Below are 24,029 nucleotides of genomic sequence, written 5' to 3' on the forward strand. Positions count from 1 at the left end.
CGCTCAAGTCCTCGGGCACGAGCGCGGCCAGCGCGCCGAGGTCCGGCGCCCGCCCCGCGGCGGGCACCACGAACGCGTGCACCGCCTCGCCGGTCTCCCGGTCCGGCGCGCCGACCACGAACGCCTGCTCCACGTCGGGATGCGCGGCCAGCACCCGCTCGATCGCGCCCGCGTAGCAGACCTCCGCGCCGACGATGATCACGTCGCGCGTCCTGCCGGTCAAGTGGAGCAGCCCGTCGCGGTCCAGGAAGCCGAGGTCGCGGGTGCGCAGCCAGCCGTCGCGCAGCACCTCGCCGGTCAACTCGGGCGCGCGCCAGTATCCGGCCATCATGTGCGGGCTGCGCACCCACACCTCGCCGTCCGCGCCGTGCGGCACCGGCCGCCCCTCGCCGTCACGAAGGCTCACCTGTACGGCCGGCAAAGGCCGCCCCACCGCCCCGGTACGGCCGGCCGCCACGTCATCCGGTGTCAGCATGGCGATCACGCCCGCCTCGGCCTGGCCGTACCCCTGCCAGATCACCGGCCCGAGCCGGTCGGCGGCCCGCTCCAGCAGCGACGGCGCGGCCGGCGCGCCCCCGAGCACCAGCGCACGCAGACTGCGCAGATCGGCGTCCTGGTCGAGCAGGCCGCCCAGGACCGGCGGCGCCATCATCGTGGCGGTGGCCCGGTGGGCGGAGATCGCCTCGTGCAGGGGCAGTTCGGGGATGATCGCGACGCCGCCGGCGACCAGCGTCCTGCCCAGGTACGTCATCATGACCGGGCCGGCGAGGCTGGCGTGGATCAGGCAGCGCTCGAAGTTCGCCATCAGCGCCTTCAGCGGCGGCGGCCAGGCGGTGGTCCGGTAGGCGAGGCTGTAGGCGCGGTAGGTCTGGACGGGTGCCTTGGGACTGCCGGTGCTGCCGCTGGTGAACGTGAGCCGGGCCAGGTCGTCGGGCCGCGCGCCCACCTCGGCCGCGCCCGCGGCGGATCCGGCGGCCAGCTCGTTCACCTCGGCGCCGGTGAGCACGGCGTCGAAGCCCGCCGCCCGCGCCTCGGCCGTGCGCACCGGGCCCCAGCCGGGACGGGCCATGCCGACGAGGCAGCCGAGCGCGTGCGCGGCCAGCTGCGCGGCGTAGACCTCGGGGGTCGAGGCGGCGACGACGAGGACGCTGGAGCCGGGACGCAGCCCTCTCGCGCGCAGGCCTCCCGCGCACCGCGCGATCAGCCCGAGCAGTTCCCCGCGGGTGACCACCCGCTCGCCGTGCTCGATGGCCGTCCGCGCCGGCGCGCGCTCCAGCGACTCCAGAACCGGGCCGGGGAAGAGCATCGTCACTCCAGGTGTGAGGGCGCGCGCCCCGGTGGACCGCCACAGCACCCGGGGACGCGCGCGCACGGCCGTCTCCCCGCACACACCCCTTCGAGGAACGGCACCCCAGCCGTTTTTTCGGGAAGACGGTCGTCCGGTTATACGCATCCGGACAGGGCCAGAGATTCGCCTGCGCAGTAATACGAACCAGGACATCGCCGGACGTTCGCCAGGGCTTGGGAAAATGTGCGGCAGGATGATTGTCTTTGCGGAGGAACTACGAGGAGGTCATCGGTGACCCGTCAGATTGTCTCCATTGTCGGTGGTAAGGACGTTCCTGCCACCAGCACCTACATCTCGGCCAACCCGGCGCGCACCGGCGAGGTCGTGGCCAGTGTGGGCCTCGCGGACGCCGCCGCCTTCGCGGCCGCCTGCCGTACCGCCAAGGAGGCGCAGCGCGAGTGGGCCAAGGTGCCGGCGCCGGTGCGCGGGCGGGTGATCGCCTCGATCGGGCGGCTGGTGGAGGCCAACGCGGAGGCGCTGGCGCGGCTGGTGACCGAGGAGATCGGCAAGCCGTACAAGGAGTCGCTGGGCGAGGTGCGGGAGATCGTCGACACCTGCGACTTCTTCCTGGGTGAGGGCCGCAGGCTGTACGGGCAGACCGTGCCGTCGGAGATGCCGGACAAGAACCTGTTCACCTTCCGCAACCCGGTCGGCGTGGCCGCGGTGATCACCGCCGGGAACTTCCCCGTCGCGGTGCCCTCGTGGTATCTCGTTCCGGCGCTGCTGTGCGGCAACGCGGTGGTGTGGAAGCCCGCCGAGTACGCCGCCGCCTCCGCGCACGCCATGTACAAGCTGTTCGCCGCCTCCGGCCTGCCGGAAGGCGTGCTCAACATCGTCTTCGCCGACGGCAAGGAGACCTTCGAGGGCCTGGACCTCGCCCTGACCGAGGGCACCGTGCAGAAGGTCGGCTTCACCGGCTCCTCCGAGGTGGGCAGGAAGATCGGCGAGCTGACCGGGCGCCACCTGCAGTCGGCCTGCCTCGAACTCGGCGGCAAGAACCCGATGGTGGTCATGCCGGACGCCGACCTCGCCCTGGCGGTGGAGGGCGCGCTCTTCGGCGGCTTCGGTACGGCCGGCCAGCGCTGCACCAGCCTCGGCACCGTCATCGTGCACGAGAGCGTCCACGACGAGTTCGTCGAGCGCTTCGCCCGCGCCGTCTCCAACGCCAAGATCGGCGAGCCGATGGGCGACGTGCTGGCCGGGCCGCTGCTGGATGAGAAGTTCGCGGTCCGCTACGAGGAGTTCCTGACCTGGATCCAGCCGCACCACGAGGTCGTGACCGGTGACACGGGGAAGATCAGCAAGGAGAGCCCGCACCACGAGTTCACCGGCGAGGGCGGGCTCTACTACCATCCGGTGGTGGTCGACGGCGTACGTCCCGGCGACCGGCTGTTCCTGGAGGAGACGTTCGGCCCGATCGTCGGCGTGACCACGTTCCAGACCATGGACGAGGCCATCGAGCTGGCCAACCTGCCCGGTTACGGCCTGTCGAGCTCCATCTACACCACCGACGCGAAGCACGCCTTCCGCTTCCGCGAGGGCGTCTCGGCCGGCATGGTCAGCGTCAACAACTCCACCAGCGGCGCCGAGGCGCACCTGCCGTTCGGCGGCAACGGCAAGTCGGGCAACGGCAGCCGCCAGTCCGGTATGTGGGTACTTGACCAGTTCACCCGCTGGCAGGCCATGAACTGGGACCATTCCGGACGTCTGCAAAAGGCCCAGATGGACGTGGCAGATATCACTCCTGACCTGGACTTCCGCCTCCCCTAGGCAACCTTCCCTCCGGAGCCTCACAATGTTGCTCCGGAGGGATGCACAGTGGGCTCACGACAGCACCTCGACGGCCTCGCGCGGTCGGCACGATCCCTGCAGGACACGGTCGGTGAGCTCCATGCCGCGCTGACCGCGGGCAACGAACGGCGGGCCGGCTACGCCCGCGACCGCCTCGTCGAACAGGCGCGCGCCGCCCTGGACGAGAGCGGCACGTACGGCTTCGAGCCACCCCGCCCCACCAGCCCGCCCCACCGGCCCGCCCGACCTGGACCACGACCAGGACCGCAACCCCGGCCCCCACAGCCCGGCCCGGACGACCTGCTCGCCGAGGCCGTGCGCGACCTCGCCCTGTCCCAGGCCCTGATCTCCGCCGCAGCCGGCGTCGGTGAGGCCGCGGCCGACGTCGGCGAGCCCGGTGCCGGAGAAGGCGGCGGCGGGGCCGATGGCAGCGGAGGAGGCTGGGGCGATGGCGGAGGAGCAGGGGCCGTTGGCGGCGGAGGTCGGGGTGGGGCGGATGCCGGGTCCGGGCGGCTGCGCGAGGCCGGGGACTCCCTCGGGCTTCTGGCCACGGCGCTGAAACCCCCGGACCACTTCGGCTTCGAGGCGGCCACGCGCGCCTCCCCCGACCTGCCCACCGCGATCGCCACCCTCCGCCAGGAGGCCGCCGCCTGCCTGGACCGCATCCACGAACGTTCGGCCGGCGTGGCCGGCGCCGCCCTCGCCAAGATCCCCGTCGTGAGCACGGTCGCCACGACCGCCCAGGAGATCCTCGACAAGCTCGGCGTCGGCGCGCTCACCGGCACCCTCACCAAGCTCGCCGCCCGCGCCCTGCACAAGGCGCTCACCGCGCTGCACCACCTGATCCCCGCCGCCGCCCTCGACCGGGTCAACACGGCCGTCTCCCAGTTGGCCGACGGCCTGGACAAGGACGAGGCGGCGGGCCCGCTCCTGGTGTCCGCGCTGCTCGGCACCGACGGCGTCAGATCCGCGCTCGACGAGCGGCTCGCCCGCGACGCCCTGGACCGTGCCAGGCTCGACGGCGCCCGCGCCGAACTGGCCGAGCTCGGCGACCGCTTCGGCAGGCACATGGACGTGCTCGCGATCGCGATCACGGTCAGCACCGGCCTGGTCGCGTGGCTGGCCACGCCGCTCGCCGCGGGCGCGGTGGCCGCGCTCCTGCTCGGCGTGGTGCTCGTGCTGGCCGCCGACTACGCCGACGCGTGGTCCCTGCCGGTGGCCGTACGCGGGGTGCGTACCGTGGTCGAGGACGCCACCGCATGATCGACGACCATGTCAGCGCCGAGATCGACGCCCTCGACCAGGCCGCCGGCCTGGCCTTCCGCTCGGAGCCCTGCACCGCGACCGCCCGCTCCATCAGGCACCACGCCGACGACCTGATACTCGAACTGCGGGAGGTGCGCGACTGGGCCCACCTGCGCCACCTGCGGGAGAAGACCGAGCTGCTGCGGGTCGAGGCGCTCGACTACGCGCAGGCCGTCCTGCTGCGCCGGCACGCGCTCGGCGCCGACCGGGGCGCGGCCGAGGCGCTGGTGAGCTTCCTGTGCGAGCGCGCGGGCGTCCCCGCCCACGTGGCGATCGCCGCGTGCGCGCGCTCGGAGTCGTACACCAGAACCTCCGACATGCTCCGGCTGCCGCCCTCCCCCGACGCCTGGCACCTCCCGGTCCTCGCGCACGAACTCGGCCACTACGTCATCCGCGAGGTGGGCCACGTCCGGGACAAGGACGAGCGGCCCCTGCTGGAACGGGCCGACCACCCGCACAGCGAGGAGCTGATCGCCGACTGCTACGCCACCTACGCCCTCGGCCCCGCCTACCCGCTGTCGTGCGTGCGCCTGCGCATCGACCCGGACGAGGCGGACCTGACCGGCCCGTCACACCCGTCGTGGCGGATACGCGTGCACACGATGACCGAGTTACTCATGGCGATGGCGGACAAGCACGGCAGGACGTACGCCCGCGCCGTCGAAACCATGATCGAACCGGCCTGGACTGCGCTCACCGGCGAGAAGGCGAACGCCGAGCCGGAGCACCGGGCCCACATTCCCGCCGCGGCCGTCTTCGACCTGCTGGAGCGTCACCTGCCCCGCGCCCGGTACGAACCCGGCGGCATGGTCGGCGCGGCCGAGCGCGCGCTGACCGGCGAGGAACGCCGGCGTCCCGGCATCACCCCGGCCCACGTGCTCAACGCCGTCTGGCGCCTGCGCCTCGACGGCAGGGTCACCGGGGAGACCGGCGTCCGGGCCCTGGCCATGCTCGCCAGGGGCGGCTGACGTGGACGGCAAACTCATCCTGACGATCAGGCTCGACTGCCTGCTGGCCGACCTGGACCGGATCAGCGGCGCGGTGACCGACGCGATCCGCAAGCGCGAGCACATGCGCGAGGTGATGGACGCGCTGCAGGAGGCCGAGAACGCCGTCGGCGAGCTCGCCAGCAACGCCGCCCCGATCAAGCAGGAGCTGGCCAGGCCGGGCAAGGGCCGGCTCGGCGACCTCGGCAACCGGCCGCTGACGACCAGCATCACCGACCTGGACGGCCACATCCGGGCGGTCGAGGACGGCGTCGCCAGGATTCGCGAGACGATCGAGCCGCTCAGCGACCGGATGGTGGAGCTGGAGAAGCAGACCGTGCTGGAGGAGGACCTGCGGGCCGCGACGGGGAACCTGCGCTTCGAGGCGGAGAAACTGCGCGACCGGCTCGACTCCGACGGCGCCGACCTGCCCGAGCTGTGGCGCGGGTACGCCGAGTTCGTCAAGACGGAGGCCGAGCCGGTCTACGACAACTACGTCGAGTTCGTCGCGGGCCTGGCCATGCGCGACAGCGCCGTCGAGGACAGCGTGTGCATGGTGACCGACCACCTGCTCACCCGGATGCTCGGCCCGCACCAGGCCTTGTCCCTGCCCTCGCGGACACCGGCCTTCAGCATGCGCGCGGTCATCAAGCTCGGCTTCCCCGACTGGAACATCTGGGGCGTGCCGCTGGCGGCCAGGGAGGCGGGGGCCAGCGTCGTCAAGCACGCCGCCGACAAGGCCAGGATGCTCAACGAACTGCTCGCCCGGCCGCCGACGCCGTACGCGGCCCGGCTGGCCGAGGACGCGCTGGCCGCGTTCATGCTGGGCCCCGCCTACGCCCGCGCCATGTTCACCTTCCGCCTGCACCCGAGCATGCCCTCGGTCGCGAACCTGCACCCGAGCGTGCCCTCCGTCGCGAAACTGCCGCCGGACACCCTCAGGGCGCAGATGATCCTTTCCATGCTGCGGCTGGCCGGCCCCGCCGACGGCCAGGACGCCTTCGCCGAGGAGGTCGACCAGCTCGAGGACTTCTGGACGGACCTGCTGCGGCAGCTCGGCGTCCCCCCTGAGCCCGTCCTCGATCCGGACTTCTGCCGCCACCTCCACACCGCGCTGCACAGGGACCGCTTGCGCGGCTTTTCCGCCAAGAACTGGGCAGACGTGCAAACATGTGCTGACCACCTCCTCCTCGGGGACACCCTGCCGCCCCTGACCCCCGTCGACCGGGTGGTGATCCTCCTCAACGCGGGCTGGGTGGCCAGGCATCGGGACCCCCTCCACACGAACGTGATCGCCGGCCGGCTCATGCACCATCTCAAGCACGACGGCACGGGCCGCTCCCCGGATGCCAGGAGCGGCGGCCGCCCGCTCACCACCCGAACCCCCAGGGGAACATGATGACGTCACACCACGTGGCGATGGCCGAGCTCTGGCGTAACCGCCGGCGCGCCGACCTGGTCCCCGACACCGGCGACCTGTCGCAGCAGGTGGGCTGGCTGCTGGCCGGCCTGTGGCTGGAGCACTCCGACGGCCTGGCCGAGCGCGCCGCCGCCCTGGAGGACACCCTGCACGCCGCGCTCAAGGCCCGCTCCGCGCACTGGCACGCGGAGCTGAACGGCCTGCTCGGGCTGGTGCTGATCGCCCGGGGCATGCTCAAGCGCGAGTCCGGCGACCACGCAGGCTCCGGCGACCTGTTCGCCAGGGCGCTGAAGGTCTCGCCGCCCTCGTTCTCGCGGCCGCTCTACGCGCTGGCGATGCTGCACACCGGCCGCCGCGAGGAGGCGGCGCGGATCGTGGCCGAGGGGGGCGACGCCGAGAGCCCCTACACCGCCTACGCACAAGTACTGCTGGCCGAGGCCGGCGACCCGTACGCCGCGCTCGACCTGGCCGACCGCGCCTGCGCCCGGTGGGAGGGCGACGTCAGGCTGTCCAGGCTCCGGCTCGGCCTGGCCGAGCGGCTTGGCAAGCTCACCTCCACGGCCTGGCGCGACCTCGGCGGCGCGCTGCTGGCGGCCGACCGCCACGAGGAGGCGATCGAGGCGCTGCTGCGGGCCGACCGCGACGATCCGGACATCCTGGAGTGGCTGTCCATCGCCTTCCAGAACATCGGCGACGACGAGAGCGCGGCCGACGCCGCCACCGAGGCCGCCCGCCGCCGGCCGGGTGCGGCGCTGCATCTGGACGCCGCCGACGCCTGCGCCAGGGCGCGCCGCCGACCCCAGGCGCGCGAGCACGTGGATGCCGCACTCGGCGCCGAGGAGGACCACGTCGTCCGCTTCGCCGCCGCCCAGATCCTGCTCGGCACCGGCGACATGGACCGGGCTCTGGAACTGGTCCGCGCCATCAGGGCCGACCTGCCCGACGACACCAGGGCGCTGATCGTGGAGGGCATCGCGCTGTTCGGCGTCGGCCAGGTGCGGGAGGCCGAGCGGACTCTCGCCACGGCGGCCGCGCTCATGCCCGACGAGCCGGTCGTGCTGCGCCACCTGGCCGTCGCCCGCCTCGATCTGGGCCTGCTGGAGGAGGCCGCGCCGCTGCTCGACCACGCCCTCGAGCTGGACCCGGACGACGGCTGGATGCTGGCCGTACGCGGCGACCTGCGCAGGCGGCTGATGGACCTGTCCGGCGCCAAGCGCGACCTCGACCGGGCCGCGAGCGTGGGTTTCGAGAACGCGTGGACGCTGCGCGCGCAGGCCCAGGTCGCCGAGGCCGACGACCCGGCGGAGGCGCTGCGGCTGCTGGACCGGTCGCTGGAGCTGGACCCTGAGGACGCCGCCGCGCACGCCGCCCGGGGCAAGATCCTGCACGGGCTGAAACGGGTCCAGGAGGCCGACGCCGCCTTCCGCAGGGCGCTGGAGATCGACCCGTTCGACCCGCGGGCGCTGACGAAGCTGACCGAGTTCTGGCTGCCGGAGCTACCCGTCGCCGACGTCACCGACCTCAGGGAGGCGGTCGAGCAGGCCATCGAGCGCACCCCCGACGACATCCCGCTGCGCTGGGCCTACAGCGAGATCCTCAGCGTGCAGGAGCAGGCGAAGGACGCCCGCGACGTGGCAAGGCACATCACCCGCATGCCGCCGCGCGACGCCGAGGACCACCGCCTGCTGGGGCTGGCCTACAGCAAGCTGGAGGAGCGCGAGGCGGCGGTGGCCGCCTTCCGGGCGGGCATCGAACTCGCGCCCGGCTACGCCGACCTCCACGCCCACCTCGGCGTCGAACTGGGCCTGGCCGACCGGCGCGAGGAAGCCGAGCGCGAGCTGGCCAAGGCCGTCGAGCTCAACGAGGACTACCCGTTCGCGCGGGCCAGGCTCGGCAACGCGCTGCTGGCGCTGGGCCGCTTCGAGGAGGCCGAGCCGCACCTGCGCCGGGCCATCGAACTGTGGCCCGGGGTCTCGGACCCGCTGCTCGACCTGGCCGAGGTGCTGCGCATGACGCGCCGCCCCGAGGAGGGCCTGGAGCTGGCCGAGCAGGCCGTACGGCTGCAGCCGTCCGCCTTCGCGATCGGCTCGCGCGGCCAGCTCTACTACACCCTCCAGCGGCTGGAGGAGGCCAGAAAGGACCTGGAACGCGCGATCGAGATCGACCCGGAGCTGTCCTGGGCGCGCGGCACGCTGGCCGAGGTCTACCGCATGACCGGCGAGCTGGACGACGCCATCGCCCACGCCACCCGGGCCATCCCCCAGTCCGACGACAGCAGGTGGCTGCTGTCGGTACGCGGCGCCGCCAAGTTCGCCCAGGGCCACTACGCGGAGGCCGAGGCCGACCTGCGTGAAGCGGCGGAACTACGCCACCCGGCCGAGCCGGTCGACCTGCTGGCCCTGGTCATGCTCCGCAACACCCTGCAGCGCCTGGGCCGGGCCGAGGAGGCGGTGCGCCTGCTGCGCGGCCACGCCATGACCGGCACCGTGGTCAGCAGGGAGGCCGACCCCCAGGTAGTCGTGCACTACTCCGAGGCGCTGCAGTACGACGGCCGGCTCGACGAGGCCAGGGAGGTGCTCCACCAGGCGGTCCGGGTCTGGCCCGAGGACCCGGAGATCCACTCGGCGCAGGCCTGGCTGGAGGCGGCCACGGGGCGCTACGAGGCCGCGCTCGAGGCCGCGGGCCGGGCGGTGGAGCTGGCGCCGGGCAACGCCGAGCGGCTCTACGTGCTCGGCTCCATCCAGCGCACCGCCAGGGACCCGCTGTCGGCCATCAGAAACCTCACCCGGGCGGTGGAGCTGGAGCCCGACGCCGCCTGGATCTGGGCGGAGCTGTCGATCACGCTGTCGTACGTGGCCGCGTGGGAGCTGGCGATCGAGGCGGGGCTGGAGGCGACCGCGCCCGGCCGGCAGGTGACCGCCTACTGCGAGGAGATGCTGGCGTGGGCCTACCGCTACCGGGAGACGCCCGACCTGGACGCGGCGCTGGAGGCCTACGACCGGGCGCTGGCGCTGGACGCGGGCTCCACCGGGGCGCTGGCGGGCCAGGGTGACACGCTCTTCTCGCTGGGCGAGCGGGAGCGGGCCGCGGCGTGCTACGAGGCGGTGCTCGACGCGCTCAGCCCGTACGATCCCGACCACCTGTCGACCAGGGGGTGGTGCCTCTACCGGCTGGGCCGGTACCAGGAGTCGCTGGACTATTACCAGCAGTATCAGGCGGTCAAGCCGGACCGGCCGGGTTTCCTGCTGTTCGACCTGGGGTTGCTGGCCTGGGCCGAGGGCGATGACGAGGCGGCGAGGACGGCGTACGACCATGCCCTGGAGCGGGCGTTCCAGGAGGTGCCGCCGCGTACCCGCGGGCTGATCGAGGTGGCGATCCGGGACCTGGAGTCGGACCGGCGCGGCGACCCGGAAACACAGCGCGCGCTGATTGCCCATCTTCATGGGAAACGCGCGGATCTGCCCAAATACGAACCACCACCTCGACTCTAGATCCTTCTACCTCGGAGTAAGAAAGCCACTCCGCCGGGGATGGGCGGGCTTTCCGGCGAGTCAGGGTCGTGGCACGATAACGGCGCCTTCGATTACGGGGAGAAGCCGATGCGTGACGATCTGACACTACTCGCCGCCCAGCAGACCCTCCGCCTGCGCGCCGGCTTCCCATGCCGGTGGAGCGTCTGGACGGCCGACGGCCGGGGCTGGTATCCGCACGGCACCTCACCGGCCAGGGACATCGACGGCCTGCCGTACTTCCACGGCGACGACGTCGTGCTGGAGGTGCCGTCGAGCCGGCTCACCGTCAGGGCGGCGCGGGGCATGGAGTACGGCCACGCAGAGACCACGCTCACCCCCGGCGCGGGCGAGACGCTGGTGGAGCTGGCCCCGCCGCGCATCTACGACGCCGCCGCCCGCGGCTGGTACGGCGGCGACCTGCACGTACGGCTCAACCGCCCGCCCCAGTGGGTGGCCGACTCGCAACATGGCGAGGACCTGCACGTCGTCAACCTGCTCGCGGGCGACGGCGACACAGAAGACCTCTGGGCCGGCCGCAACCTGCCCTGGTCGGACGCCACCCACGTGGCCCGGGTGGGCCTGGCGCAGGACGCGCCGAGCGTCCCGTCGGGCTCGGTGGACAAGCTGCGCGAGCGGGGCGCGCTGATCGGGTACGCCAACGCCTTCCGCGGCCCGGTCGAGACGCCGGAGCAGTTGTTCGACGGCGGCTACCCGATCTACGACGCCCGCATGTCCGTCGTGGACGCGGCGCTGGGCCTGGTCGACAGCTTCTCCTCGGCGATCGGCTCCGACCGGGCCTACCGGCGGCTGATCGGGGCCGGAAACCGGGTGGCCGCGGTCGCCGGCACCGCGGGACGCCTCGGCCCGATCGGGGGCGAGCGCACGTACGCGCACGTGGACGGCCCGCTCACCGCCGAGTCCTACGCCCACGCGGTACGGCACAGCCGTACCTTCGCCACGACGGGCCCTTTCCTGGAGCTGTCGGTGGAGGGCGAGCGGCCGGGCGCCACGATCGACCTGCAGGCGGGCACCCGGGTGCGGGCCACGGCGCGGGTGATCGGCCCCGGCGTGCAGCGGGTGCGGCTGCTGACCGCCGACGGCGAGCTGGCGGCGGGCCCGCCGAACGAGGTGTCGGCGGAGTTACGCGTGGACTGGCCGACGTACGTGGTGGCGGTGGCGGAGGGCGGCGGCCTGGTGCGGGCGCATTCGAGCCCGGTCTACCTGGACGTGGAGCGCCGCAGGGTGGCGAGGGAAGAGGACGTGACGTTCTGCCTGCGCTGGCTGGACCTGCTGGAGGAGCTCGTCAAGGACAGGGGCGGGCTGGTGACGGAGGCCCGCAGGGTCTACCAGTCGCGCCTGGCGTGACGGTTCTGCCAAGTGAAAAGGAGGAACGCGGGTCCCGATCGGGGGTGCCCGCGTTCCTCCGGAGAGCGTGCCGTCAGACCTGGCCGGCCTTCTCCAGGGCGGCGCAGCAGGTGTTGACCAGCAGACGGGTCACCACGTACGGGTCGACGTTGGCGTTGGGGCGGCGGTCCTCGATGTAGCCCTTGCGGTCCACCTCGACCTGCCACGGGATGCGCACCGAGGCGCCGCGGTTGGAGACGCCGTAGGAGTACTTGTTCCACGGGGCGGTCTCGTGCGCGCCGGTCAGGCGGGACTCGATGTCGGCGCCGTACTGGCGGACGTGCTCGAACGGCTTGTCGCCCTCGCCGAGCGCCTCGCAGGCGGTGATGATGGCGTCGTAGCCCTCGCGCATGGCCTTGGTGGAGAAGTTGGTGTGCGCGCCGGCGCCGTTCCAGTCGCCGCGGGCGGGCTTGGCGTCGAGGGTGGCCTCCACGCCGAACTCCTCGGCGGTGCGGTAGAGCAGGTAGCGGGCGACCCACAGGTGGTCGGCGACCTCGAGCGGGCTCGCCGGGCCAACCTGGAACTCCCACTGGCCTGGCATGACCTCGGCGTTGATGCCGGAGATCTTCAGGCCGGCGGCGAGGCAGCGGTCGAGGTGGAGTTCGACGATCTCGCGGCCGAAGACGGCCTCGGCGCCCACCCCGCAGTAGTAGTGGCCCTGGGGAGCGGGGAAGCCGCCCTCGGGGAAGCCGAGCGGGCGCGAGCCCTTGAAGAAGGTGTACTCCTGCTCGATGCCGAACCACGACTCCTGGTCGGCGAACTGCTCGGCGATCGGACGCAGGAGGGCGCGGGTGTTGCTCCGGTGGGCCTCGCCGTCGATCTCCTCGACCTCGCACAGGACCAGTACGTTGTCACCGCCGCGGATCGGGTCCGGGCAGGTGAACACGGGGCGGAGCACCCGGTCGGAAGCGTGGCCCTCGGCCTGGTTGGTGCTGGAGCCGTCGAAACCCCACACCGGCGGCTCGGCGCCGGCGGCAAGGATCTTGGTCTTGGCGCGGAGCAGAGCCGTGGGCTCGGTGCCGTCGATCCAGATGTACTCAGCCTTGTAGCTCACGGAGGTCCTTTCGGGGTTTTACTCAGCCACGCCGAGGCTGCCAGGCTGCCGTTTCCCGGTTTTTGCCCGAATGTGAACGCCGTGTTAATCCGGAGACGATGAGGGACTGCGGAAGCAGGACGACTGCGGTGATACCTCCGTAAGCCGACTTGCTGAGGGTGACCTTGATGCCGTGGCGGCGGGCGAGGAGTCCGACCACGAGCAGGCCGAGCCGTTCGCTGTCGGCCAGGTCGAACTCCGGCGGGTCGGCCAGCCGGGAGTTGACCTCCTCGCGGATGGTGTCGGGCAGACCGAGCCCGCGGTCCTCCACCTCGATGGCGAAGCCCCGGCCGACGACCTGCCCGTACACCTGGACGGTGGTGGTGGGCGGGGAGAAGGCGGTGGCGTTGGCGACCAGCTCGGTCAGCAGGTGGGTGACGTCGGAGGCGGCGGCGCCGTCGAGGAAGGCGTCGGGGATGGGCGGGGCGTTCACCCTGGTGTAGGCCTCGACCTCGGAGATGGCCTCGCGCACCACGTCGGCCAGCGGGACCGGGTCGCCGTTGGCGGGCCCCGGCGAGCCGCCCGACAGGATGAGCAGGCCCTCGGACTGGCGGCGCATGCGGGTGGTGAGCCGGTCGAGCGTGAACAGGTCCTGGAGCGTCTCCGGTTCGGTGATCTGCCGCCTGATCACGTCGAGCTGGACGAGCTGGCGGTGTACCAGCGCCTGGTTGCGCCGGGCCATGTTGCGGAAGACGCGGCCCAGGCCCTTGCGCAGCGCGGCCTGGCCGACGGCCGCCTCGACCGCGGTGCGGCGTACTCCGGCGAAGGCGTGGGCGACGTCGCGGATCTCCTGGGTGGCGCCGTCGGTGGGGATGGGCGGGGCCTCGACGTCGACGTCCACGTCCTCGCCGCCGCGCAGCTTCTCCACCACGCGCGGCAGCCGTTCGTCGGCCAGTTCCGCGGCGGCGTCGCGCAGGGTGTCGAGCTCGGTGGCCAGGCGGCGGCCCAGGCGGGCCGACCACATGACGGCCGCGATGATGGTGACCAGGCCGAGGAAGCCCACCACGACGATCCGCACGACGATCTCGCCGGCGGCGGCCTCGGCGCGGGCGTTCAGCAGTTCCGAGCGGCTGACCAGCAGCCGGTCGAGAGTGGCGCCGAAACTGTCGGCGGCGGCCTGCCAGGAGTTGCGCACGCGCGGCAGCCGCGCGGTCTCGATGATCTCGCGCTCGATCGCGGAGATCCTCTGGTGCTCGGGAGAGGCCAGCAACAGGTCGTACGGCGCGCGCAGCTCGGCTTCCAGGGCCGCCACGCCATCGACGAGCAGCAGTTTCCTGTTGGGCGAGAGCTCCTCGACCGCCTCGTACTCCTCCCTGGTGATCCGCCCGGCCAGCGTCGCCCCGGAGATCAGCGCGTCCTCGCGCGACATGAGGTCGCGGGCGTGCGCGATGCGCTGGAGCCCGGCGGCCTGCTGGTAGAGCTTGATGTCCGGCACGGTGACGGCCTGGTCGTAGAGGCGGTAGACCTCGTCGGTGGCCTCGCCGTAGGCCTGCACGACCGACAGGCGGCTGGTGGTGCGGTCGTCGACCTCCCTGCGCACCGCGTCCAGGCCGCCGATCTTGCGCAGCACGGCGTCGATGGCCTTGCGCAGTTCGGGCGTGGTGATGGTCTGCGCCTCCTCGGAGGCCGACAGCGTGCGGAACGCGGCCGCCGCCGCGTTGGTGCGCTTGCGCGCGGAGACGAGCAGGCTGCCGTCGGGCGGCGGCGAGGACAGGAACATCGCCGCCGACTTGCGCTCATGCTGCAGCTCGGTGACCAGCGCCGCCGCGGGGGCGCTGATCTTCTCGAACGCGGTGGTGGCCCGGCGCAGCTCGAAGAAGTCTCCGACCACATGACCGGCGACGAAGGTCCACAGTGCGACGAGCGCCACGATCGGCAGGCTGAGGAGGGAGTACAGCTTGAAGCGCAGGCTCTGCGATGCCATCGTCCCGGGACGCTAGCACCTGCTCGGACGCCCCTAAAGGGCCCAAAGTTTCGTGCCGCCCACAACCGTGGCCACGCACCGTCCAGAACCGTGCTCCACCAGGCCGGCGTAGGGGTCGCGGGGATCCACGTCGAAGACGGCGAAGTCGGCGCGCCCGCCCGGCCGCAGGACGCCGATCTCGTCCCGCAGGCCGAGGGCGTGGGCGCCGCCGAGTGTCGCGGCCTCGATGAGCCGCCGGTCGAGGTCGGGGTGGTGGTAGCCCTGCCGTACGGCGAGGTGCTTGAGCGCGGCGACGTCGGCGAGCAGGTCGAGTGACGGCGCGGACGACAGCGAGTCGGTGCCGACGGCGATGGGGTTGCCCTCGCGCAGCAGCGCGGCGACGTCGGGGCCGTCGAGCCCGAGGGTGCGGTTGGAGCGGGGGCACAGCGCGATCGCGGTGCCGCGCTCGCGCAGCAGTGCGCGGTCGTCGGGGCCGAGGTGGACGCCGTGGGCGAGGTGGCAGTCCGGGCCGAGCACCCCGAGGCTGTCGAGGTAGGCGGCGGGCGCCAGGCCCGAGCCGCCCTCCAGCAGCGCGAACGGCGCGGACCACTGGCGCACCAGCTCGGCCAGCGGCCCGGTGCCCGCCATCGTGTACTCGCGTTCGTGCGCGGACTCGGCCAGGTGGATGTGGATGCGGGTGCCGCGCTCGCGGGCGAGCACGGCCGCGTCGGCGAGCACGCCGGTGTCGAGCGTGTAGGGCGAGTGCGGCGAGATGCCCGCGCGGCGCCCGCCGAGCGTCTTGAGGAAGCGCTCGCGCCCGTCCTCCTGCCAGCTCGCGTCGGTGTCGCCGATGATCTCCAGGTACGCCAGGCCGCCCAGCGGCGTGTCCACGAACGCCTCAGGATCGGTCACGATGTCGGCGGCGGCGGTGGTTCCCGAGCGCAGGCACTGCCAGGCGCCCTCGGTGGCGGCGGCGGCCCAGTCCCAGGCGCCGGTCCTGAGCGCGGGGTCCCAGCTGCCCTCGCCGCCCTTGAAGTAGGCCTGGTTGAAGACCTCGGACCAGTGCTCGAAGGAGTCGTAGACGCGCCGCCCGACCTCGGCCATGCAGGTGTACTGCAGGTGGGTGTGGGCGTTGACCAGCCCGGCGACCATTACACCCGGCCAATGCACCTCGGCCCTGCCCCGCCCGATCTCCACGACGCGGCCGTGCTCGACCGTGACGGTGCCGTCCTCGATGGGCGGGCCGTCCATGGTGAGGACGAGCGGCGCGCCGTGGACTACGGGACCCATACGACGTCCGTGCCGAGGATCTTGTACGCCAGCAGTGCCAGCGCGAAGGCGGCGAACGCGCCGAGGAGCAGGTAGTCGGCCCGGTCGAAGGCCAGCTCGCGCATCCAGGTGCGGTGCTTGGCGCCGAAGCCGCGCAGGTCCATGGCGTTCGAGGTGTCCTCCGCGTCGATGAGCGAGTTCACGGTCAGGGGGATCACGACCGGTTTGAGGGATATTAGCCGCTTTATCGGATTATTCGTGCGCGGGTGGGTGTAGCCGCGTACCCGCTGCGCGTCGATGATCTGCTGCATGGTCGCCGCCGTGGACGGCAGGAACCGGAACGTCAGGTCCACCCCGAACGCCAGCCGCTGCGAGACCCGCAACCGGGCGAAGCTGACCCCGAGGTCGCCCGGCGCGATGCAGAACGCCACGGGAAAGCCCACCATGGCCATCGCCACGAACCTGATCAGAAGCGTCAGCGAGTACGACAGCGTCGCCAGGCTGACCGGATTCCCGGTGACCGGCATGTCGAACAACGGCGGCGCAAGCTTGGTCGCCTCGATCTGCAGCGCGTTGGTGAAGACGCTGTTGACCAGCACGGTCAGCGTCATCAGTGTCAGGACGAGGGCCCAGTTGGCCCTGACCGCGTGCCACGGGATGCCCGCCGCACCGTAGTAGGCCAGGGCCACGAGGGCGCAGACCAGCATGAGGCGCAGGTCGCTCACGCGCGCCACCGCCACGAGGAAGCAGACCGGGACCAGCAGGAGCACGCGCGGGTCCCGCCGGCCCAGGAAGGACTCGCCTCCCAGATACCGTGGCGTGACGTCCACGCGGTTACCTGCCCATGCGCTTGGAGATCGGTTCCCAGATCGCGTCGAGCGCGGGCACCAGAATGAGGGCGACCAGCGTGTTGCTGAGCAGCAGCGGGCCGAAGGCGAAGGAGGCCCAGCCGCCGAACGTGAGGTCCTGCAGCCACATGTCGGTGAAGGTCGTGGCGAACCCGATGAGCATCGAGACCCACGCGATGGCGCCCACCAGGACCAGGCGCAGCATCTCCTTGGACGCGCTGATACGCCTCACGAGCAGGGCGAACAGGATGCCGGCCAGCAGCCCGGTCAGCGCGTTGGCCAGGCTCCAGTTCCAGTAGAACAGCGCGCCGTAGCCCTTGATCTGGTCGATGACCATGTTGCCGACCAGGCCGGTGAAGAATCCGGCGATCGGGCCGAACCGCATGCCGATGAACGGCACGAGCGCGAAGGCGGGGCGGATGTCGACGTTCTGGGTGCCCGGAATGGTGAAGCTGATCAGGCCGAGCACCGCGTACAGGGCGGCGCCGACGGCGGCGAAGACGACCACGCGGGAGTTGATCTCCCACAGCGAGGTGCGGACGGGTAAGGCGTCGGGGGATTTCATGGCAGGTGAGTCCTTCCAGATCTGGCCAGCTCGAACGGGTGCGGTATCGCTCCTTTCGCCATCGCTCCTTTCCCGGGTAGCAGGTCGCGGACGGCGCGGACCAGGCTGGTCTCGCGCAGGCCGCTGCCGGTCCACAGCCGCTCGTCGTGGGCCAGCTCGGCCGGTGCGGCGTCGGCGACGACGCGGCCGCCGTCCACGATGACGATGCGGTCGGCGCGGGTGAGCGCCAGGTCCACGTCGTGGGTGATGAAGTAGACGCTCTGGACGCCGTCGAGCACGCGGTCCATGAACGTGGTCGTGGTGCGCAGGTCCTGCCCGGCCGTCGGCTCGTCGAGCACGAGCGTCCTGGGGCGCATGGCCAGCGCGAGCGCCACGGTCAGGCGGCGCTGCTGGCCGTGCGAGAGCGTGTGCGGCGGGCGGGACATGATGCCGGGCTCGCGGTCGAGCAGCATGGTGGCCAGCGCCTCGCGGGAGACCTCGGCGATCTGCTCGGGGTCCTGCCCGAGGTTGCGGGGGCCGAAGGCCAGTTCCTCCTGCACGGTGGCGGAGAAGAGCGCCTGGCCGGGGTTCTGGAAGACGTAGCCGAAGGTCGTGGCGAGGCTGAGCGTGTCCCGTTCGCCGACGGGCTCGCCGTCCACGAGGATCTCGCCGCCGGTGGGTTCGAGCAGGCGTACGGCGGCGCGCAGCAGGGTCGACTTGCCGGCGCCGTTGCGGCCGAGGACGGCGACCCGTTCGTCGGCCTTCAGGTCGAGGTCGGTGTCGTGCAGGACGGTGCGGGAGCCGTACCCGAGCGAGACGTTCTTGTAGGCGAGGCGGGAGGGGCCGGTGCGGGCCGGGCGCGCCGGCTCGGGGAGGCTGGGCAGTTCGGCGGCGCGGGCCACGAGGGTCTCGAAGGGGAGTTTGACGTGCGCCACCGGCGCCTGACGCAAAAATCCCGAAATGTCGCCCGAGTAGCGGATGCGGCCCTCTTCCAGGTAGAGCGCCTTTTCCGGGCCGAACTCCAGCAGTTCCTCCACCCGGTGCTCCACCACCACGGCCGCGCCGCCGTCGTCGACGAAGCGGCGTAACGCGCCCAGCAGGCGGCGGCCGGCGTCCGGGTCGAGGTTGGCCAGCGGCTCGTCCACGACCACGACGTCCGGGCGCATCACCAGCACTCCCGCGAACGCCACCATCTGCAGCTCGCCGCCGCTCAGCTCGTGGGTGGGCCGGGCCAGCAGGTGGGCGATGCCGACGCGGGCGGCCACCTCGTCGGTCCTGGCGCGGATCTCGGCGCGGGGCAGGCCGAGGTTCTCCGGGCCGAAGGCCAGTTCGGTGGCGACCGTGGTGCCGACGATCTGCTTGGCGGGGTCCTGCAGCAGCGTGCCGACCACGGTGGAGAGCTGCCGGATCGACTGCTCCAGGGCGGGCCGGCCGCCGATCTCCACCCGCCCGGTGACCTCGGCGCGGTAGGCGTGCGGGACCAGCCCGTTGAGCAGCCGCAGCAGTGTGCTCTTGCCGCACCCTGACGGCCCGGCGACCAGCACGAAGTCGCCGCGCTCCACGGCCAGGTCCACGCCGTGCAGCACTTGCTGCCCGGTCGAGCGGTACCGGACGGTGGCGTCGCGGACGTCGACGATCACAGTCCACGGTCCAGGAACGCGCGCTGCCGATCGGTCGCCCGGTCAAGCCGTACTCCCAGCGCGTCCAGTTTCAGCCTGGCCACCCGCTCGTCCAGTTCGTCGGGCAGCGGGTGCACGCCCGGTGGCAGGCGCCGCCCGAGCAGGTGGCCGACGGCCAGTGCCTGCAGTGACAGGGACAGGTCCATGATCTCGATCGGGTTGCCCTCGGCGGCGGCGCAGTTGACGCACTCGCCCTCGGCCAGCAGGTACCAGCCGCCGTGGTCGGTGACGCCGGGACGGACCTGGCGGCCGCCCGGCGGCCGCTCCACCTCGTCCTCCACTCCCCCGGCCACCGCGACGAAGGCGCCCGGCTTCAGCGCGGCGAGGTGCCCGGCCGTGATCGTGCCGGCGACGCCGGTGGCGCTGAACAGCAGGTCCGCCTCCGGGCAGGCGTCGATCAGGGGCAGCACGCGCCGGCCGTCGTGGTGGGCGCGCAGCGCGGCGAACGGGTCCACCTCGCTGACCACGACCTGCGCGCCCAGGGCCGCGGCGTAGCGGGCCACGCCCTGGCCCACGTGGCCGTATCCGGCGACCACGCAGGTCAGCCCGTCGAGTTCCAGTCCGCTGAGGTCCAGCGCGGCCATGACGCACGACTGCCCGGTGCCGTGCACGTTGTCGAACAGGACCTTGCAGCGGGCGTCGTTGACCGCGAGGACCGGCACCCGCAGGGTGCCGTCAGCGGCCATGACGCGCAGCGGACGCAGCCCGCTCGTGGTCTCCTCGGCGGCGCCCCTGAGCGGGCCGAGCCGGTCCTCGGCGTGGGCCAGCCTGATCACCCGGGAGCCGTCGTCGACCAGCGCGTCGAGCCCGGCGTCGAGCATCCGGCGGGCCAGGTCGTCGTCCTGGGCGCGCGTCGTGCGGGATCTGGCCAGCACCTGGATGCCCTCGCGCACCAGCGCGGCGGCCACGTCGTCTGAGGTCTCCCTGCCGGGGCAGTGCGCGATCACCTCGGCCCCGGCGTCCCGCAGCGCGAGGGCCAGGTTGGCGGTCTTGGGCTCCAGGACGAGCACCAGGCCGACCCGCCAGCCGTCCAGGTCGAGCTCTCCCGACAGCGCGCCGAGCACGGGCATGAAGCGCCGCGCCCACGCGATCCGGTCGGCTCCGCCGGGCCAGAGCCCGGGGTTGGCGATGTCGGTCAGCACGGGACGCTCACGAGGTACACCTCGGCGCCGTCGGCGCCCAGGTTGATGCAGTGCACGTCCTGCCTGACCTCTGTCATGCCGAGGATGTCGCAGCGTATGCTGCCCACGATCACGGCGCCCGGCTTCAGCGCGCGTGGCTGTAAGCCGTCGCCGAAGACGAGGTCGGCCTCTTCGATGGAGCTGCCGGGGTGGGCGCCCATGTCGCGCAGCCGCGTGGCCAGGCCCGGCGGCGCGTCGCCGACGATCGCCACGCGTTTGCCGGCCATGAGCAGGTTCGTGCGGCGCAGTACGGCCTGGATGAGCCCCTGCGCGCTGAGGAGCCGGGTCAAGGGCGTCCTTCCGATCTTCGCGGGATCCGATTGAATTAGACCACTTTGTACAGTCTCATCGGAATCCCATCGCGCGGCCGGAGTGTCACCGTCGCCTCCGCCCGCACCTCCGCGCCCGCCTCCATCTCCAGCCGGAAGCGCCGCACCAGCATGGCGATGATCAGGGTCGCCTCCATCACCGCGAACCCGGCCCCCACGCAGATCCGCCGCCCGGCGCCGAAGGGCAGGTAGCTGAAGCGGCGCGGCGCCGCCCCGGGCAGGAACCGCTCCGGGTCGAACCGGTCGGGATCCGGCCAGGCGCCCGGGTCCCGGTGGGCCAGGTAGACCGGGACGACCACGTTCGTGCCCGCGGGCACCGGCAGGTCGCCGAGGTGGTCGTCGGCCACCGCCGTACGCACGATCGACCAGGCCGGCGGGTAGAGGCGTAAGGCCTCCTGGAAGGCGGCGGCGGTGTAGACGAGCCGGTCGGCGTCCTCGGCGGTCGGCACGCGGCCGCCGAGCACCTCGGCCACCTCGGCCTCGACGCGGCTGCGTGCCTCGGGGTGCAGGGCGAGCAGGTGCCAGAACCAGGCCAGGCCGTTGGCGGTGGTCTCGTGCCCGGCCAGCAGGAAGGTCATCACCTCGTCGCGTACCTGTTTGTGGTCCATGGGCGCCGCGAGCAGCAGGCCGAGCAGGTCGTCGGTGCCGCCGGGGTGCGCCGCGACGACCGCCTCCACGACCTCGTCGGTGGTGGTCAGGACGTCGTGCAGGCCCCGGATGCCGGGGATCCACTTGGGCGCCCGCCGTACGACGGCGTGGGCGGCGTCCACCAGCCACGGCGGCGTGCGGAAGAGCAACTGCAGGCGGGTCGCGCGCACGCCCGCGCGCAGGCCGGAGGTGAGGACGGGCCCGAGCCGCGCGGCCTGCTCCGACAGGCCGGAGCCGAACAGCGCCCGGCCGACCACGTCGAGCGTGAGCCGGTTCATGGCGGTGGCGGCGTCCACGCGGGCGCCGTCCGGCAGTTGCTCCCATTCCTTGGCGAAGTCCGCGACGGCCTCGGTCATGTGCTCGGCGAAGCGGCCCAGGTGGCGCTTGGCGAACATCGGCTGGATGAGCCGCCGCTGGCCGGCCCACCGCTCGCCCTCGCTGGTCAGCAGGCCGTCGCCGGTGACGACGGCGAGCAGCCGGTACTGCGCGGACTTGGCGTAGAGGTGCTGGTGGGTGACGAAGACGCGCTCGACGTGCTCGGGCGCCCACACGACGAGGTAGCCACCGCGCCGGCTCGTGCGCACCTGTACGGCTCCCGCCGACCGATCTGCGATCATGTCGAAGCGATCGAGCACATCCTGGAAGGTGTAAAGCGCCCGCAACCGGTTCCGCAGGCTGATCCGCACGACCTCCGGCATCTCGCACCCCACTATTAGCCGCTATGTCTAATTAGTGGGGCACGGGGCGGTCCGGTCAAGACATCAGGGCACTTCGTGCAGCAGGCCCTGGCCGTCCACCTGCACCTTCGCGTTCGGCCCGCCCTCGCCGCACTCGGGCCCGTTGGGGAAGCGGCCGCGCGGCATCACCTGGACATCCCGCTCCACCACCGGCTCGCCCGCGGTGCCGGTCAGCTTCAGCGAGACCTCGGCCCGCTCCTTGCGCAGCCCTTCCACGTTGCCGAAGCCGGACCGGCCGCCCCGGTCGGCCCGGAAGAGCTCCAGCCTGGCCGGCCGGCACGTCCCCGCCTGGCACACCTCCATCTCGGCCGCCGCCACCCGGTCGGAGATCGGCGGCGCCACGTCCACCTGGATGCCGACGGGCGTACCGATGAGCGTGCAGACACGGTCGCTCTGGCAGGCGGCGAGCGGGAGGGCGGCGAGAAGCACGCACATGCCCTTCAGCGGGAGAAGGCGGTTCATATCCTGACGACGGCCCGCCACCGCGGCAGGTTCACGGTTCCTCGCTCTTGAGCCGCCGCGCCTTGGCCTCGATCGCGCTCAGCGGCTCGGCGATGGTCTCCAGCGCGGCGCGCTCGGCCTTCACCCCGAAGCGCAGCTCCACCAGGCCCGCGAAGATCATCATCCCGGCGGCGAAGAGGTAGCCGTAGAACAGCCGCGTCGGTTCCGGGCTGGCCTGGTCGCCGATGAGCGCGCCGAAGACGGCCGGCCCGAAGGAGCCTACGACCTGGCCCATCGCGAAGAACAGCGAGATCGCCTGCGCCCGCATCTCGATCGGGAAGATCTCGCTGACCGTCAAATACGCCGAACTGGCCGCCGCCGAGGCGATGAAGAAGATGACCGACCACATGATCGTCTGCGTGGTCGCGGTCAGCACGCCGCGCTCGAACAACCACCCGGTGAAGGCCAGCAGCGACCCCGAGACGATGTAGGTGCCGGCGATCATCTGCCGGCGTCCCACGGTGTCGAACAACCGGCCGAGCACGATCGGGCCGAGCAGGTTGCCGAGGGCGAAGGCGAACATGTACTTGGGCACCTCGCCGGCCTCGACGTCGTAGAAGTGGGTGAGCACCAGCGCGTACGTGAAGAAGATCGCGTTGTAGAGGAACGACTGGCAGATCATCAGCGTGGCGCTCAGGAACGAGCGCCCCGGATAGGTACGGAAGAGCGTCCTGGCCACCTCGACCAGCGGCAACCGCTTCTGCGGCACCACCTCGATGGCCGCGCTCTCCGGCACCGGCTCCAGGACGAGCCTGTCCTCCTTCTCCACCTCTTTCTCGATCGCGGCGACCACCCGCTCCGCCTCGTCCTCGCGGCCGTGGGTCATCAGCCAGCGCGGACTCTCCGGCAGGTGCCTGCGCAGGCCCCAGATCAGGATGCCCAGCACCGGGCCGATGAGGAAGCCGAGCCGCCACGCCCAGTCGGGGTCGAGCGGGCCCGAGGGGTTGAGCAGGACGAAGGTCGCCGAGGTGGCCAGCAGCGCGCCGAGCCAGTAGGTGCCGTTGATGGCCAGGTCCACGTGGCCCCGGTACTTGGAGGGGATCAGCTCGTCGATCGCCGAGTTGACCGCGGCGTACTCCCCGCCGATGCCGGTGCCGGCGACGAAGCGCAGCACGAGGAAGCTGCCGAGGTCCCAGGAGAAGGCGGTCAGGCCGCTGGCGATCAGGTAGACGGCCAGCGTGAGGATGAACAGCCTGCGCCTGCCCATCCGGTCGGACAGCCACCCGAAGAACAACGCGCCGACCACCTGACCGATGAGGTACACGGTCGCCGACAGGCCCACCTCCGCCGAGGTCAGGCCCAGCGTGTCGGAGCGCTGCAGAAACGCGGCGACGTTGCTGACGATCGTGATCTCCAGCCCGTCCAGCACCCATGCGACGCCGAGCGCGATCACCAGCCGGGTGTGGAACGGCGACCAGGGCAGGCGGTCCATGCGCGCGGGCACCAGGCTGCGGACGATTCCAGGACCCATACGACGATCACTCCTTGCTCGGGTCCGTATCACCCTAAGCAATGAAGCGACCACCTTATG

At 72.2% G+C, this 24,029-nt stretch carries 18 protein-coding genes; 6 read left to right on the forward strand and 12 right to left on the reverse strand.

From position 1 onward, the window contains the following. Window positions 1-1,372, reverse strand: a 1,372-nt coding sequence (locus ACFWY5_RS25965) for a class I adenylate-forming enzyme family protein (protein ID WP_379634898.1), incomplete at its 3' end; no start/stop codon positions are given. Between the two features lie 207 nt (window positions 1,373-1,579). Here ACFWY5_RS25965 and ACFWY5_RS25970 point away from each other — a divergent pair. From ACFWY5_RS25970 to ACFWY5_RS25995, 6 genes are all read left to right on the forward strand, one after another. Next, window positions 1,580-3,118: an aldehyde dehydrogenase family protein gene (locus ACFWY5_RS25970; protein ID WP_379634900.1), complete on the forward strand. Its 1,539-nt coding sequence runs from the start codon at window positions 1,580-1,582 to the stop codon at window positions 3,116-3,118. A 48-nt stretch (window positions 3,119-3,166) separates the two neighbouring features. After that, window positions 3,167-4,402 (forward strand): hypothetical protein, encoded by a 1,236-nt coding sequence (locus tag ACFWY5_RS25975; RefSeq protein ID WP_379634902.1) that lies wholly within the window; start codon window positions 3,167-3,169, stop codon window positions 4,400-4,402. Next, window positions 4,399-5,412: a hypothetical protein gene (locus ACFWY5_RS25980; protein WP_379634904.1), complete on the forward strand. Its 1,014-nt coding sequence runs from the start codon at window positions 4,399-4,401 to the stop codon at window positions 5,410-5,412. The genes ACFWY5_RS25975 and ACFWY5_RS25980 overlap by 4 nt, the downstream gene beginning before the upstream one ends. Before the next feature lies 1 nt (window position 5,413). After that, entirely contained in the window at window positions 5,414-6,829 is a 1,416-nt protein-coding gene (locus ACFWY5_RS25985) for a hypothetical protein (protein WP_379618885.1), read from the forward strand. After that, the gene (locus ACFWY5_RS25990) at window positions 6,826-10,341 is read left to right on the forward strand and encodes a tetratricopeptide repeat protein (RefSeq protein ID WP_379634906.1); all 3,516 of its coding nucleotides are present in this window, start codon (window positions 6,826-6,828) and stop codon (window positions 10,339-10,341) included. The genes ACFWY5_RS25985 and ACFWY5_RS25990 overlap by 4 nt, the downstream gene beginning before the upstream one ends. A 108-nt stretch (window positions 10,342-10,449) precedes the next feature. Next, window positions 10,450-11,727, forward strand: coding sequence for a CehA/McbA family metallohydrolase (locus ACFWY5_RS25995; protein ID WP_379618881.1), 1,278 nt, complete (start codon window positions 10,450-10,452; stop codon window positions 11,725-11,727). A 73-nt stretch (window positions 11,728-11,800) separates the two neighbouring features. On the opposite strand, the gene glnII is transcribed toward ACFWY5_RS25995, so the two are convergent. From glnII to ACFWY5_RS26050, 11 genes are all read right to left on the reverse strand, one after another. Further along, complete coding sequence (gene glnII / locus ACFWY5_RS26000; protein WP_379634908.1) at window positions 11,801-12,820, reverse strand: glutamine synthetase; 1,020 nt, start codon at window positions 12,818-12,820, stop codon at window positions 11,801-11,803. Window positions 12,821-12,842: 22 nt separating this feature from the next. Next, window positions 12,843-14,783: a nitrate- and nitrite sensing domain-containing protein gene (locus ACFWY5_RS26005; RefSeq protein WP_379634910.1), complete on the reverse strand. Its 1,941-nt coding sequence runs from the start codon at window positions 14,781-14,783 to the stop codon at window positions 12,843-12,845. Between the two features lie 33 nt (window positions 14,784-14,816). After that, window positions 14,817-16,052, reverse strand: coding sequence for an amidohydrolase family protein (locus tag ACFWY5_RS26010; RefSeq protein WP_379634912.1), 1,236 nt, complete (start codon window positions 16,050-16,052; stop codon window positions 14,817-14,819). Continuing rightward, window positions 16,040-16,861 carry an energy-coupling factor transporter transmembrane component T family protein gene (locus tag ACFWY5_RS26015; RefSeq protein ID WP_379634914.1) on the reverse strand — a complete coding sequence of 274 codons (822 nt, stop codon included), beginning with the start codon at window positions 16,859-16,861 and terminating at the stop codon, window positions 16,040-16,042. The genes ACFWY5_RS26010 and ACFWY5_RS26015 overlap by 13 nt, the downstream gene beginning before the upstream one ends. Before the next feature lie 4 nt (window positions 16,862-16,865). Further along, window positions 16,866-17,444, reverse strand: coding sequence for an ECF transporter S component (locus ACFWY5_RS26020; protein WP_379634916.1), 579 nt, complete (start codon window positions 17,442-17,444; stop codon window positions 16,866-16,868). Next, complete coding sequence (locus ACFWY5_RS26025; protein WP_379634918.1) at window positions 17,441-19,063, reverse strand: ABC transporter ATP-binding protein; 1,623 nt, start codon at window positions 19,061-19,063, stop codon at window positions 17,441-17,443. Before ACFWY5_RS26025 ends, ACFWY5_RS26020 begins: the two co-directional genes overlap by 4 nt. Further along, complete coding sequence (locus ACFWY5_RS26030; RefSeq protein WP_379618867.1) at window positions 19,060-20,244, reverse strand: adenosylhomocysteinase; 1,185 nt, start codon at window positions 20,242-20,244, stop codon at window positions 19,060-19,062. Before ACFWY5_RS26030 ends, ACFWY5_RS26025 begins: the two co-directional genes overlap by 4 nt. Then, window positions 20,238-20,573 carry a hypothetical protein gene (locus ACFWY5_RS26035; RefSeq protein ID WP_379634920.1) on the reverse strand — a complete coding sequence of 112 codons (336 nt, stop codon included), beginning with the start codon at window positions 20,571-20,573 and terminating at the stop codon, window positions 20,238-20,240. Before ACFWY5_RS26035 ends, ACFWY5_RS26030 begins: the two co-directional genes overlap by 7 nt. A 35-nt stretch (window positions 20,574-20,608) precedes the next feature. After that, a complete protein-coding gene (locus ACFWY5_RS26040; protein ID WP_379634922.1) occupies window positions 20,609-21,958 on the reverse strand; it encodes a cytochrome P450 in 1,350 nt (449 codons plus the stop codon). Window positions 21,959-22,021: 63 nt separating this feature from the next. Continuing rightward, on the reverse strand, window positions 22,022-22,459 hold the full coding sequence (locus tag ACFWY5_RS26045; RefSeq protein ID WP_379634924.1) for a hypothetical protein: 438 nt from the start codon (window positions 22,457-22,459) through the stop codon (window positions 22,022-22,024). Between the two features lie 31 nt (window positions 22,460-22,490). Then, the gene (locus ACFWY5_RS26050; RefSeq protein ID WP_379618859.1) at window positions 22,491-23,969 is read right to left on the reverse strand and encodes an MFS transporter; all 1,479 of its coding nucleotides are present in this window, start codon (window positions 23,967-23,969) and stop codon (window positions 22,491-22,493) included. Window positions 23,970-24,029: the final 60 nt, after the last annotated feature.

Source organism: Nonomuraea sp. NPDC059007 (assembly GCF_042740555.1).
Taxonomy (GTDB): Bacteria; Actinomycetota; Actinomycetes; order Streptosporangiales; family Streptosporangiaceae; genus Nonomuraea.